The sequence below is a fragment of the Chryseobacterium sp. DT-167 genome, from assembly GCF_058310155.1.
Map to the genome: position 1 here is coordinate 1 of NZ_JBZEEQ010000009.1, position 14,069 is coordinate 14,069.

14 protein-coding genes are annotated in these 14,069 nt (G+C 34.4%); 7 read left to right on the forward strand and 7 right to left on the reverse strand.

Annotated features, from left to right (window positions below):
- Nucleotides 1-592 precede the first annotated feature (592 nt).
- The 5 genes from AC4FQ5_RS12600 to AC4FQ5_RS12620 all read right to left on the reverse strand — a co-directional run bounded on the left by AC4FQ5_RS12600 (nt 593) and on the right by AC4FQ5_RS12620 (nt 6,414).
- Nucleotides 593-2,170 carry a BamA/TamA family outer membrane protein gene (locus AC4FQ5_RS12600; RefSeq protein ID WP_491143807.1) on the reverse strand — a complete coding sequence of 526 codons (1,578 nt, stop codon included), beginning with the start codon at nt 2,168-2,170 and terminating at the stop codon, nt 593-595.
- Nucleotides 2,171-2,342: 172 nt separating this feature from the next.
- Nucleotides 2,343-3,137, reverse strand: coding sequence for an SDR family oxidoreductase (locus AC4FQ5_RS12605; RefSeq protein ID WP_491143809.1), 795 nt, complete (start codon nt 3,135-3,137; stop codon nt 2,343-2,345).
- 194 nt (nt 3,138-3,331) lie between these two features.
- Nucleotides 3,332-4,558: a 3-phosphoshikimate 1-carboxyvinyltransferase gene (locus AC4FQ5_RS12610; protein WP_491143810.1), complete on the reverse strand. Its 1,227-nt coding sequence runs from the start codon at nt 4,556-4,558 to the stop codon at nt 3,332-3,334.
- An 80-nt stretch (nt 4,559-4,638) separates the two neighbouring features.
- The gene (locus tag AC4FQ5_RS12615; RefSeq protein WP_229986198.1) at nt 4,639-4,965 is read right to left on the reverse strand and encodes a nucleotide pyrophosphohydrolase; all 327 of its coding nucleotides are present in this window, start codon (nt 4,963-4,965) and stop codon (nt 4,639-4,641) included.
- A 33-nt stretch (nt 4,966-4,998) separates the two neighbouring features.
- The gene (locus tag AC4FQ5_RS12620) at nt 4,999-6,414 is read right to left on the reverse strand and encodes a hypothetical protein (RefSeq protein ID WP_491143812.1); all 1,416 of its coding nucleotides are present in this window, start codon (nt 6,412-6,414) and stop codon (nt 4,999-5,001) included.
- 186 nt (nt 6,415-6,600) lie between these two features.
- On the opposite strand from AC4FQ5_RS12620, the gene AC4FQ5_RS12625 reads away from it, so the two are divergent.
- The 7 genes from AC4FQ5_RS12625 (at nt 6,601) to guaB (ending at nt 12,982) form a co-directional block, all read left to right on the forward strand.
- Entirely contained in the window at nt 6,601-6,852 is a 252-nt protein-coding gene (locus AC4FQ5_RS12625; RefSeq protein WP_129535844.1) for a type B 50S ribosomal protein L31, read from the forward strand.
- Between the two features lie 262 nt (nt 6,853-7,114).
- Nucleotides 7,115-8,275, forward strand: coding sequence for a GlmU family protein (locus AC4FQ5_RS12630; RefSeq protein WP_491143814.1), 1,161 nt, complete (start codon nt 7,115-7,117; stop codon nt 8,273-8,275).
- A 97-nt stretch (nt 8,276-8,372) separates the two neighbouring features.
- Complete coding sequence (locus AC4FQ5_RS12635) at nt 8,373-8,882, forward strand: GFO_1088 family ECF-type sigma factor (protein ID WP_300352389.1); 510 nt, start codon at nt 8,373-8,375, stop codon at nt 8,880-8,882.
- Entirely contained in the window at nt 8,857-9,516 is a 660-nt protein-coding gene (locus AC4FQ5_RS12640; protein WP_491143816.1) for a hypothetical protein, read from the forward strand. Before AC4FQ5_RS12635 ends, AC4FQ5_RS12640 begins: the two co-directional genes overlap by 26 nt.
- Before the next feature lie 69 nt (nt 9,517-9,585).
- On the forward strand, nt 9,586-10,854 hold the full coding sequence (locus AC4FQ5_RS12645; protein ID WP_491143817.1) for a DUF4252 domain-containing protein: 1,269 nt from the start codon (nt 9,586-9,588) through the stop codon (nt 10,852-10,854).
- Between the two features lie 14 nt (nt 10,855-10,868).
- Nucleotides 10,869-11,369: a DUF4252 domain-containing protein gene (locus AC4FQ5_RS12650; protein WP_491143819.1), complete on the forward strand. Its 501-nt coding sequence runs from the start codon at nt 10,869-10,871 to the stop codon at nt 11,367-11,369.
- A gap of 152 nt (nt 11,370-11,521) precedes the next feature.
- Nucleotides 11,522-12,982, forward strand: coding sequence for an IMP dehydrogenase (gene guaB, locus AC4FQ5_RS12655; protein ID WP_491143821.1), 1,461 nt, complete (start codon nt 11,522-11,524; stop codon nt 12,980-12,982).
- A 70-nt stretch (nt 12,983-13,052) separates the two neighbouring features.
- Here guaB and AC4FQ5_RS12660 read toward each other — a convergent pair whose 3' ends face one another.
- A complete protein-coding gene (locus tag AC4FQ5_RS12660) occupies nt 13,053-13,571 on the reverse strand; it encodes a DsbA family protein (RefSeq protein ID WP_491143823.1) in 519 nt (172 codons plus the stop codon).
- 2 nt (nt 13,572-13,573) lie between these two features.
- Nucleotides 13,574-14,041, reverse strand: coding sequence for a redoxin domain-containing protein (locus AC4FQ5_RS12665; protein WP_491143825.1), 468 nt, complete (start codon nt 14,039-14,041; stop codon nt 13,574-13,576).
- Between the last annotated feature and the right edge of the window lie 28 nt (nt 14,042-14,069).

The following is a 14,069-nucleotide window of genomic DNA, read 5'->3' on the forward strand; positions in this document are numbered from 1 at the left end:
AAGCCCACCAGCGCCGATGGTACTGCGAAAGCGGGAGAGTAGGTCGCCGCCAGTCTTTTTTTTAAAGCTCCTTTATCATCCGATAAAGGAGCTTTTTTTTTGTTATATCCTTTTTTACTTTATAAAAAGTAAAATAAAACTTCAATATTCAAAGTTATATATTCCAGTATGAGTTTTTATACGAGATCATAATTAAAAGCTCTGGCTCTAAAATTACAGTTTAAAGTTCATTTTTATTGTATCAAGTACAATATAGTTTTCGGGTTTATTGGGATTGTTGTTAGCAAATAAGTAATTATAGCCATTGCTCTATCGAATAAATAAGCAAACGTCATTCATCTAAATGTTAGAGGAATAGAAATAAAATTACAGGATACAATGAGCTTTAAGAGTAATATTTAAATTATAATTTAATCATTTTGCTTATTAGATTAAATCATAATAATTAATTGATTTCTTAAACCCTTATTTCCATTACTTAAGCCATTGTATATATCTGTCAAATTCAATCTGAAAATATAGACAAAGTTTCATTTAAAAAATAAATAAATACTTAATGAGATTCAGTAAATCCAAATAATTAAAAACAAGTTTAAAATCTACTCAGAATTCCCCAGTGAATTTTAATATCATTGAATTTAAAAGGATTCCCGAATTCGTTACCATTTGATAATTGGAAACTCATCAAGCCTATCGGAATAAAGAAGTTAAAACCAAGCCCGACACTATACAATTTAGGCTTTACATTAAGCGATTTGTTGTTAAGCTGACCATATTGTCCAAAAACGTCAAAAAAAGCCTGATTTCCGATGAGATAGCGGTATTCTAAGCCTCCATAATAATAAAAATCTGCTGCGAGAGAACTTTCATTAAAACCTCGCAGGGAATTCCAGCCACCAAAGCGGTAGAGTTCGTTGGCGGAGAAATCTATTTTAGAATCCATCATCGCACCTTCGGCTTTGATGTTCAGAAAGTGATTTCCGTTGATGTGATAATTGTGTTCTCCAAAAAAGTAAAACTGATTTTGTGGAGCAGTAATATTGTCTTTTGTATAGATCGTGGTAAGATAATCGTATCCTGCATTGATCTTAGTTTTATAGAGAAAAAGATCAATATCTGTGGGTTCCACCATTTCAAACCAGATTCCGATTCCCTTTTTGTTATAATCTTTTCCCTGAACATAAAGTGAGTCAATGATTGTTGAGTTTTCAAAAGTCCCTCGGAGACCAATTTTATTTCGGCTGTTCAGATGATAATATAATGCCGGAAGTGCTTTTACGTTAGCAAAAGTAGAATCCTGTCTGAAGATATTGACTTTCATATTCAAACCGACATTAGATTTAAAAAGGTAAGGAATGTCTGCCTGAAGATCAAAATTCTGACCTTTATCAGGATTTCGCTGCCAATATAAATTCACAGTTTCAAAACCGTTGAACATATTCCTGAAATTGACATTCAGCGTTCCGTTTAAAGTGAATTTTTCCGTTTTATCATTTCCAAAACCAATAACACCGTCAAAACTGTTTGTCTTTTTCTTTTCCATAAAAAGATAAATCTGCGTAGAATCTTTGGTGAAAAGAGTTTGTGGTGGTCGTTCAAGACTTACAAATGCATGACTTTGGAAGTTTTTATTTATCGAAATTAAATTTTTATCGTCGTACGTTTTTCCTTTAAACTCTTTCTCCAGATTTTTTATAAACCTTTTAGGAACTCTTGAGTAGCCTTTTACTACAAACCCATCAATCGTTCGTTTGTCATTTTTATTAATGTCGAGTTCTACAATAGGATAGCCATCTTTCTGACCTTTATATTTAGACTTAATTCTGCTGAATGCGAAACCTTCATCAATATATTTTTTGTTGATTACTTTTTTGGTTGAATCTAAATTTTTAGTGAAAAATTCTCTCTCTGTTTTATGTCTTCTGACAATAGAATCTGAAAGAGTAACAAATGTCTCGTTGAAATTTTTTCCCTTGTTATAAAAGATTTCTGTGCTGTCTCCTTTTACTTTTACGTCTTTTAATTCGGTAAAAAAGTAATTACTTTGCGCCAAAGAATCGAGAAATTTCACCGCAGAAGCAGAATCTTTGACCTTTTTCTTGACCTTCGTTTCAGAATCGATCAGGAAATATTGCTTCTTCTGCGCTTGTACAAAAACGCAGAACAGCACAAAAAATATGTTTAGAAATAATTTCAACTAATAGAAAATATAATTTTTGTTTGTCATTCCGTAGAATCTACGCAGTGGTTATTAAAAATAAAAAGCTTAGATTCCTAAGGAATGACAAAAATGCAGTTTTAATTTGGAAAATTTATATTTAAAACTTGTTTAATAACTGAATCTATGACAGTTTATTATATTTCTTCATTAAATTCTCATAAGTTCCCTGCGGAAGAATCCATTTCAAAGGAACTCCGATTTTCTGACCGAATTTACCGAAATAATAATGAGCTTTCCACTTATTTTTAGTTAAAAGTGTATCAACATATTCTGCAACTTCCAAAGGTTCTGTTCCGTCACCGACATGAGAATTCATTAAAGCATAGACTTTGTCGAAAACATTTCTGTAAGGCTCTGACACTTTTGTTTTCACTCTGTTTTCTGCAATATTTGTTTTGATGTCGCCCAAATGAAGCGAACACACATCAATATTCCAAGGATAGACTTCATATCTCATCGCCTCGGTAACTTTATCTAAAGCCGATTTTGAAGCCGAGTAAAACCCACGAAATGGCAATCCCATCTCACTTCCGATACTGGAAACATTAATGATTTTCCCGAATTTATTTTCTCTCATTTTCGGTAAAACAGCGCTCATCATTTGAACGGCTCCAACCAGATTCAGGTTGAATAATTTTAAAATATCTTCTTTAGTAGAATCCTCTACAGAACCTACCATTCCCATTCCTGCATTGTTGATCAGAACATCAATTCTGGTTTCTGTTTTTAAAACTTCAGCAATAGCATTCTGTACGGCATCGTTGTCTGTAATATCAGTCGGAATTGATTTGAAATATTGACTTTCGGTATATTTTCGGCTCAAACCGTAAACTTTGTGACCTTTTTTCCCGAAATATTCTGCTAAAACGAAACCGATTCCTGAAGAAGTTCCGGTGATGATAATTGTTTGTGACATTTAATAATAGAAATATTTATTTGAATTAGGAATTTTGAATTTATTTTCTCTTGGTGTAAAATTATTCATTTTTACAAGAGAACCGGGTTTATGAATGAATTCTTTATGATAATCATTGAACTCAGTTTCATTTTCTCCACAAGAAGAATATTGTTCATCAATAATTGTTTTTCCAGGTGAAAAATTAATTTCATTTAATTTGAATTTAAAATCTCTGCTAAATCTTCCCAAAACATCGGGTACGATTTTTCCACAACATTTTCATCCTCAATATTTAATTCTTTGACTAAACAAAACGGTGCAAAGCTCATTGCCATTCTGTGATCTTGATAGGTTTTTATGGAAATATTTTTTTCCGCATTCTTAAACGCCAAAGATTTTATCGTTGAATCTGTAATTTCAGTTTCTGTTCCTAATTTTTTTAATTCGTTATGTAAAGCTAAAAGTCGGTCAGTTTCTTTTACTTTCAAAGTTCCCAGCCCTGAAATTTCAAAAGGTATTTTCAATGTTGCCGCTGTTACACAAAGTGTTTGTGCGATGTCCGGACAATTATTCATGTCCAAAACGATGTTTTCAGGGAACTGAAAATTTTCAATGGGTTGAAGCGTCAATTTATGCTCGTCTTCCGTAAAAATGGTTTTAATTCCAAAAAACTTTTCATAGATATCAGCAATCACAGAATCTCCTTGAGTAGATTGTTTGTAAAAACTTTTCAGGTGAATAATTTCTCTTCCAATTGCCGAAAATGAATAAAAATAAGAAGCAGAACTCCAGTCGCTTTCTACTTCGTAATTTATAATTGATGAATGATTATTGATAAATGATTCTACTTTGATTGTGTTACCTTGAAAAGTATTTTTAATTCCGAATCGGGTTAAAATATCCAACGTCATTTCAATATAAGACCTTGAAGTAACTTCACCAACCAAATTAATTTGTAATCCGTTTTCTAATTTTCCAGCAATTAAGAGGAGGGAAGTGATAAACTGGCTCGAAATATTTGCGGGAACATCTACTTTTGACTGAGTAATGTTCTTTCCTGTAATTTTCAAAGGCGGAAAACCTTCATTTTCTAAATATTCAATGTCTGCTCCCAAATTTTGCAAAGCCGAAACAAGATTTTTGATCGGTCGTTCTTTCATTCTTCCGGAACCAGTAAGGATGGTGGTTTTTCCTGCCTGAATCGAATAATAAGAGGTCAAAAAACGCATCGCAGTTCCTGCGTGATGAATATCAACAGTTTCAGAATCTGAAGACAATGCCTTTTTGAGTAATTGTGTATCCTGAGAATTGGATAAATTCCCGATTTTTATATCAGAAAATAAACTTTCCAAAATCAACAAACGATTCGAAATACTTTTCGAACCGCTGATTTGAATGGTTTTATTTCCTGTTAGTTTTGATTTTTCTAGCTTCTTCATTATTTCTTCAGATTTAAGATTCAAGACAGCAGATTTCAGACTTTTAATAATCTAATGTCTGAAATCTGACATCTAATATCTTATTTTAATTTTTCATTATTCTGATGACGGTCTTTATCACGGTCAGTTTTTACTTTCATTTTTTTATCAAAAGCTTCCTGTAAATTCGTTCCGGTTTGGTTGGCTAGACATAAGGTGACAAATAAAACATCAGCCAATTCTTCACCAAGATCTTTGGTTTTGTCGCTTTCCTTTTCGCTTTGTTCTCCGTATCTTCTGGCGATAATTCTTGCAACTTCGCCTACTTCTTCGGTCAGCATTGCCATATTGGTCAGTTCGTTAAAATAACGAACGCCAATGGTTTTAATCCATTCGTCAACTTGCTGTTGGAGATTTGTGATTTCCATTTTAAAGAATAAGGCTAAACGTTTTAAATTATCTTACTGATAAGCTCCCAGAGTTGGATTAGTAGTTCTCGTAACACCTGCAATATCTGTCGGAACAGTTGCAGCGATTAAAACCGAACCCTTATTTCTTGCAGGGGAATCTGCTTTTACACGTAAATCCATCTGGGCTGTGAAATAATTGATAAATTTCGGATCTTCATTTTTAACGGTTTGAATAACACTGTTCGTAGGATTGTTATCAAACATATAACCTGCACCGGAAACTCCGCTGTATTTTATGGATGAGTTTTGAATTAAGTACTGAAACTGGTTCATACCAACTTTTTCCAGAATTATTGAATTATCTCTGTCCGAATAAACAATACTGTTGAGAATATTTAAATTTTGCAATGCTCCGTAAACGGTTTGTCCGTTTTCCTCTTTAAATTCATTGGTTGCAAAAATTCCCAATCGGTTAAGAGAACCCATGGTTCCCGAATAATTCGCAATCGTTGCGTGGGTGTAAGAATGATTTCCTCCTTTGAAAATTCCGATAGCAGATTCTCCACAGTTATTCATGACTAAATTATTTGCATTGACCGTCGATGCAACGGCATAAATTCCGTATTCCTGGAATGTATGGATGAATGAATTTTTAATCGTTGCGGTGCTTTCTCTTAGATCCAGACCTTTTGTTCCTCCGAAAAGCCTAGTGTGATTCATATTTAAAAGAGAACCGGCTGCCATTCTGATAGAGTTCCAGTTTTTAGGAATTGTATCGTAATAAGGATCATTTCTGTCTCCCCGCATGATTACCTGCTCACTCTGAGTCCCATTAATATTTAAAGTTCCCCCTCCGGCAACTTTCATTCCGCTGTTTTTATGAAAATACACTTTTGTTCCCGCCTCAATATTTAAGGTAACACTTTGATCGATGGTAAGATCACCATATATGATTTTAGCTTTATTATTTGTCCAGGTTGTATTATTGCTTAAGATATTAGGATTCGAAGGGGTCTGAATAAAAAACTCCGCATCCTGAACCACAGAAAATAAAGTGACGTGTTGCTGACCAGCCGGACTTGTAAAAATCACGCGGTCTTCAGCAATTGCTTCAGGACCTGTCGCCTGTGGTGCAATTTCAACGAAAATATATAAGCTGTCTTTCTTTCTCAAAGGCACATTGGTAAATTCATGTCCTGTTTTTCCATCAACATTGATCTTATATAAAGAAGCAGAGCCTTTTTCAAGATTGATCTTGGGGATCATGATGTCTTTGTCTTCGTTATTGTAAACTTTCACAGCATAGGTTTCAGATCGTACCTGATGATAAACCGTATCACAAAATACGGTGTCTCTTGAGAAACTCAGTTCCTGAGACGGCGCATCAAAAGAAATCTCATCTTTATTACAAGAAACTGCAAAAACAAGCATCCAGAAAGAACAAAACAGAAGTAATTTGAATTTCATCGAAAGTAAAATTTAATATAGATTCCAAATTTAACGAAAATACTTCAATTTTCATATCCTTAAAAAATTATTGCTCAAGTATTTGTATATTATAAAAAATATTGTATTTTTGCAACCTAAAATTTAGCAGAGAAATACCATTACTATTTCGAAAGCAAAACTTTAATTTTTTTAAAAAATTGTATTATGAAAAAAGGAATTCACCCAGAAAATTATAGACTTGTTGTTTTCAAAGATATGAGTAACGACGAGGTATTTGTAGGAAAATCTACTGCTGAAACAAAAGACACTATCGAGCACGAAGGTGTAGAATACCCATTGATCAAAATGGAAATCTCTTCTAGCTCTCACCCTTTCTACACAGGAAAGACTAAGTTAGTTGATACTGCAGGTAGAGTAGATAAGTTCATGAATAAATACAAAAAATTCTCTAAGTAATTTTTTGTTTTAAAGATATTTAAAGTCTCCTAAATTTTGGGAGACTTTTTTTATTGACTTTTTATTGATGAATTCTTTAAATTGACACATTTTTTAATTTTTAAAGTAACGTTTGTTATTCCGGAGGAATCTAACTCTGTAAATTATTTAATGCTTACATCATAAGAATAACTGAAGTTTTCCCTTTTACTATTTTTAGTATTTGTATTTTTGTTGAACATTGAATATCTCAAATTATAAACTTTAAATTTAAAACTGAACGATGCAATTAGTATTTTCAGATGCACAATATTGGGAAGATTTCCTTCCGCTTACTTTTACCCGTCCTGTTGCAGAAATGCGATGTGGAATTCTTACGTTCTCAGAAAGATGGCAGAAAATCTTGGAAAAATCAGAAGTTTCTTACTTTACCGAAAATTATCTTCAGGGTAAATTTAAAAATCCGGAAGATGTTGAAAGTTTGTTTTTGGTGACGAATTTTTTGCCGACTGAAGCGGTGATTCAGCAAATTAAAGATTTGAAATTGGGTGAAGCTTTGGTTTATGAAGATGAGTTGATTGCTGCAAAGATCAATATGAAAGGTTTTTCTCTGAATCAAATCGAGAAAATGACCGACATCAAAGAAGAATTGATTTTCTTTAAAAAACCAACCGACCTTTTTACATACAACGATAAAGCAATTGATTTTGATTTTGAATTATTAACGAAGGGAAAAGTCTCTCAGCAATTATCTTCAACCAACGGATTTTTAGGTGACAAAAAAGATTTGTTCATTGAAGAAGGGGCGCAAATTGAATTTTCAACAATCAATACAAAACCCGGAAAGATTTATATCGGAAAAAATGCAGAAGTAATGGAAGGCTGCAATCTTCGCGGTCCGATTGCGTTGTGTGAAGAATCCAAATTTAATTTAGGAGCAAAAATATACGGTGCAACTACGGTTGGTCCCCACTCTAAAGTAGGTGGCGAGGTGAATAACATCATTATTTTCGGATATTCTAACAAAGGTCACGATGGTTTTGTAGGGAATTCTGTAATCGGAGAATGGTGTAATCTCGGTGCCGACACAAATTCTTCAAATCTGAAAAATAATTATGCTAACGTAAAACTTTGGAATTACAGAACCAAACATTTTGAAGATACTGGTTTGCAGTTTGCCGGTTTGATTATGGGAGATCATTCTAAAACTGCCATCAATACTCAATTAAATACGGGAACGGTGATTGGCGTCGCTTCCAATATTTTCAGAGAAGGATTTCCGCCAAATTTAATAGAAAACTTTTCTTGGGGTGGATTTAAAGATGATGAAAGATTTAAATTAGACAAAGCCTACGAAGTTGCCGAGAAAGTAATGGCAAGAAGAAAACTGCCTCTAACAGACGATGACAAGGCAATTTTGAAACATATTTTTGACGAATATTAAACAAGATATTAATGAAACTTCAAACTTTTTTGAAGTTTTTTTGTTTTACATGTAATATATTTCAGTTTTTAGATGTCTTACTTATAGAAACAAACTTATGACCCAAGAGACTTTCAAAAATACGGTTTTCACTCTCAAAGATGAGATGTATCGTTTTGCGAAAAGGTTTGTCATGAGCAGCGATGAGGCAGAAGATGTAGTGCAGGATTTAATGATCAGGTTTTGGCAGAAAAAAGAAGAATTGGAACAGTTTGGAAATTTAAAATCCTACGCATTAAAATCTGTAAAAAACGAATGCCTCAACCGATTGAAACACCACGACGTGAAGTTAGGTTTTGCGGATCTGCAGCTTCACAGGTCGGAACTCTACAGTATGGATGTGAATAATCTGAAGGAGCATATTATTGGTTTTATCAATCAGCTTCCTGAAAAACAGAAAATGGTCATTCATTTGAAAGATGTAGAAGAGTATGATGTGTCTGAAATTTCTGAAATGCTGGAAATGGAAGAAAATGCAGTAAGAGTCAATCTTATGCGGGCAAGACAAAAAGTAAAAGAACAAATCTCACAACTGATGAGCTATGAGCAACGAACAATATCAGGATAAATATAAAGAAGTCTTAAAGGACTTAAAAGACGAAAAAATGAACTGGGATTTTGAAGATTTTCTTCAAAAGGCAGAAGGTAATGCCAATGATAATGCTGAAATTATTCCTATCAGCAAAGCAAAACCTTCATTTCCAAAATGGTTTTGGATGGCAGCAAGCGTAGTTTTGATTTTTTCTGTCGGTTTTATTTTTAATAATAACCAAAATGCAGACGTAGAAAATCAGGCACAATTGGTTGCTAATGAAATTCAAAAGCAGAAATCTGATTTTATTAAGGAAAATCACGAGCGTCAGACTCAGGTTGCAGTCCTTAGCAGTGACTCAGTTTCAGGAGCCAAAAAAGATTCCATCTTTCAGGAAAGTTCTCTGGCTGAAGTAGATGTGTTAGATAAAATTCTTTCTAAGAAAAGCAGAATTAAAAAGGAAACAAAGCCAAGATATGTCAGCAATACGGCTGTTAAAAATATAAAAGATTCCACCGGATACAGAGATTCTTATGTCATTGTCAACGGAAAAAGAATCGATAACATGGAAGAGGCCATTAATGTTACAAAATATTCGTTTCAGGTAGTTGCAAACAATGTCAATCAGGCATTGGCACAGCCGAAAGTAATGGATAATGTAGAATACTAATAGAACAATCAATATAGATTACGCAACTGATCAGGCGGCTTGTAGTCAACTAAAATTTAAATTAAAGTCATGAAAAAAATATTCATCATATTCGCACTCGCTTTTTCACATTTTTTCAATGTGTACGGGCAAAAGGAAAAACTGGATCAGCTTTTTGATAAATATCAGGAAGTAGAAGGTGTCACCTCTATCAAAATTGCAAAACCAATGTTTGGGATGCTCAGCAATCTCAATATTGCAGATTCTGAACTGGATCAGATTAAACCTCTGCTTGCCAAAATCAATGGTTTGAAAGTTTTAATCACCGAAGATTCTGACAATGCAAAAAATCTTATCAATATTTCCCAGTTAAATAAAGAAATCACATCTTACCTTAAAAACATGAATTATAGCGAAATCATGTCGGTGAATAATGGTGAAAGCAAAATCAAATTTCTGTCTTCTGAAGCTAAAGACGGAATTCTTGAAGATATTCTGTTGAGAATTGACAGCGGTGGAGGCGAAAATATTCTCGTAATGCTTGATGGTAAACTTTCAATGGATGACGTCAATAAAATCATCAATTCAAGTGAAACTCATACAACTTCATCTATAACTTCGACAACAAGAAGCAGCTTTAATTCAGAAAGCACGTCGTCTTATCTTAACGGAGAAAACAGAAATGTTGGCAATTTTTCAGGAATCGAAGTGAGCACAGGTGTAAATGTGGTTTTCAAACAGGAAAATGCAACCAGCGTAAAGGTTTATGCAGATTCAGATAAACTTCAGAATATTATTACAAAAGTGGATGACGGTGTTTTGAAAGTGTATATTGATAATAAAGGTGCAAAAAAAATGAAATTTAAAAACCTGAGCGTTAATATTTCTTCTCCAAAAATGGATGGTATAAAAACATCTTCAGGCTCTACTTTTACGGTTGTAAATTCTATTAAAGAAAACAATCTGAAAATTGATGCTTCATCAGGATCTAGTGTTGTGGGAAAATTTACGGTCAATAATACAACAGACCTTACCGTAAGTTCGGGTTCTAATGTAAAAGCCAATATCACTTCCGGAAAGATCATGCTGAAAAGCTCAAGCGGTGCAAGTGCAAATGTAGAAGGAAATGCAGATTTCGGAATGTTTGATGTGAGCAGTGGGGCGGTTTGTAAAGCAGAAAACCTTCGTGTAAATGTTGCAGAAGTAGAATCTACATCAGGAAGCAGCGCTTCAGTAAATGTTCAGGATAAAATGAGAGTGAAGGCATCTTCAGGAGGATCCGTAAAATATAAAGGAAACCCAAAAATTGATTCTGATGTCAGTAAAGTATCTGGCGGAAGTCTTTCATCAATCAACTAAATAATTCTATTGCCATGAAAATCTTAAAAACAATCTTCGTTACCATTTGTATAATGTTTCTGATGCAGTCTTGTATCGTCTCAGAAAAACCAAATATGGCTTTTTTCTCAAAATCAGAATATGATTATAAAGGAGCAAAATTCGTAAGCATCAATGTGCCATTATTTTTAGCTAAACCTTACATCAAAAAAGCTTTGAGGGAAGAAGGTGACAATGAAGCCGTCATTGCATTGGTGAAAAAAGTCTCTAAAATAAAAGTGCTCACCGTAGAAAACGGAAACAAAAAGATGCTGAAAGATTATGCCAGTTATTTAAATGATAACAATTACGAAGACTGGGCAACGATAAAACATGATGGCAATAACGTCAACATAAGAGTAAAACAGAAAGGTGAAGACATTAAAAATATGCTGATCACGGTGAATTCAGATAAGGATCTGGTTTTTGTAGATGTAAAAGGAAGTTTTACAGCGGATGATATTTCTCAGATGATCAGTCATGTTTCAGACAAATAATTCATATTAACTTATTTTTATATTGTTGAAAGTTGCAGTCATTAAGATTGCGACTTTTTTAATAAATATAATTGATTGTTAAGTTTTATTTAAACTATTAAATTGGATTTTCGTATCTCGCTAAAAAGCCTTAATTTTGCAAGAAAGTAAAGATGTCTATTCATAACAAAATTGTAGAGACAGCCATCACTTTCGATGACGTTCTTCTCGTACCTTCTTATTCAGAAGTTTTACCTAATCAGGTTTCTTTAAAATCAAGACTTACCGATAAAATCACGCTTAATGTTCCGATAGTTTCTGCAGCGATGGATACTGTAACGGAAGGCGAACTCGCTATTGCACTGGCAAGAGTGGGTGGATTAGGTTTCATACACAAGAACATGACGATTGCTGAGCAGGCTGCACAGGTAAACCGTGTAAAACGCTCGGAAAACGGAATGATCTCTGATCCTGTGACTCTTACAAAAGATCATACTTTGGCTCAGGCTAAAGATACAATGGCTAAATATAAAATCTCAGGTCTTCCTGTTGTAGATCCGGATAATGTTTTAATCGGAATCATTACCAACAGAGACGTGAAATATCAGGAAAATCTTGATATGAAAGTCGAAGAAATCATGACGAAAGAACATCTGATTACTTCCGATAAAAGCACAAACTTAGAAAAAGCCAAAGAAATTCTTCTTAAAAACAGAGTGGAAAAACTTCCGATTGTAGATAAAGAATATAAATTGGTTGGTTTGATTACTATTAAAGATATTGACAATCAGCTAGAATATCCAAATGCAAACAAAGACGAAAATGGTCGTCTGATCGTGGGAGCCGGAGTTGGAGTAGGTGAAGATACAATGGACAGGATCGCTGCTTTGGTAAAAGCCGGAGTAGATATTATTGCCATTGATTCTGCACATGGTCATTCTAAAGGAGTTTTAGATAAAATTTCAGAAATCAGAAAAGCTTATCCGGATTTGGATTTGGTAGGTGGAAATATCGTAACTGCTGAAGCTGCGAAAGATTTGATCAAAGCAGGAGCAAACGTGCTTAAAGTGGGTGTTGGTCCGGGTTCTATCTGTACAACGAGAGTTGTTGCAGGTGTTGGAGTTCCTCAATTATCAGCTATTTACAACGTTTACGAATATGCTAAATCTAAAAATGTAGCCGTAATCGCTGATGGAGGTGTTAAACTTTCAGGAGATATCGTAAAAGCAATCGCAAGTGGAGCAGGAGCTGTAATGGTTGGTTCGCTTTTAGCAGGTACTGACGAATCTCCGGGTGAAGAAATTATTTATCAGGGAAGAAAATTCAAAGCATATCAGGGAATGGGAAGTCTTTCTGCAATGAAAAGAGGCGGAAAAGAAAGATACTTCCAGAGTGAGGCTAAGAAATTCGTTCCGGAAGGTATTGAAGGCAGGGTTCCGCACAAAGGGAAGTTGGAAGATGTGATTTTCCAGTTGACAGGAGGTCTTAGAGCCGGAATGGGTTACTGTGGAGCAAAAGATATCGAAGCTTTACAGAAAGACACTAAAATGGTGATGATCACCGGAAGCGGATTGAAAGAATCTCATCCACATGATGTTATCATTACTTCAGAAGCTCCGAATTATTCTTTATAAGATTAATCATAAATAAAATAAAACTCACAGAATTTTCTGTGAGTTTTTTATTTTGTTGAAAATTAATTTTTTAATTTGAAAGTAAAGAAGAAAGAGAAGCTCCAGTTCCGTCATAGCCTTCCCATTTTTCGCCATTCACGAAAAATGAAGGCGTTCCGTTGACTCCGCTTCTTACACCGCCCTCGAAATCTTCTTCGATTTTCTTTTGTAATCCGTCGCTTTTGATGTCTTCATTCAACATATCATTGTCAAGTCCAACCGTTTTTACCAGTTCTTCTAAAGATTCTTTGTCAACACTACCGTGATTTTGAAAAATCAAATCATGCATTTCCCAAAATTTCCCTTGTTTTGCCGCAGCTTCGGCAGTCGTAGCCGCAGCCATTGCGTTTGGATGAGCATCTTTCAAAGGGAAATTTCTGAAAACAAAAGCGACTTCTTTTATATTTTCATCAACAAATTTTTTAACGACCGGAAAAGCATCTCCGCAATGAGAACACTCATAATCTCCGTATTCCACCAAAACTATTTTTGCGGTATTCGGATCACCTACAATGTGATCATTTTCATTTACTGGTATGGTTAAAGACATATTTATTGATTTTTTGTTAATGTTTCTAATGCTTCGATGATTCCGTCTGCGCCTGGATTAATTCCGTCCGGAGATAAGTAGCTCCATTGGATGATCCCTTCACCGTCGATTACAAATAAGGCTCTTTGTGAGGTTCCGTTTTCTTCATTGTAAACGCCGTACGCTTTCGAAACTTCACCTTTCGGGTTAAAATCTGCTAAAAGAGGATAATGCAGTTTTCTGTCTGAGCTGAATGCATCATGACACCACGAGCTGTCAACAGAGATTCCTACAATATCAGCGTTGTATTTGTGGAAAATACTGAGCATTTCGTTATATAGTACGACCTGATCTCCACAAACGGGGCTCCAGTCTGCTGGATAAAAAACTAAGATTAAATTTTTACCTAAAAAATCAGAACGTTTAAGTTTCTGATCCGGAGTTGCGTTCAGTTCAAAGTCGGGAGCGGAGGTTCCTTTTTCTAGTATCATAGTATTATTTTGTAATTGGGTTTTAATT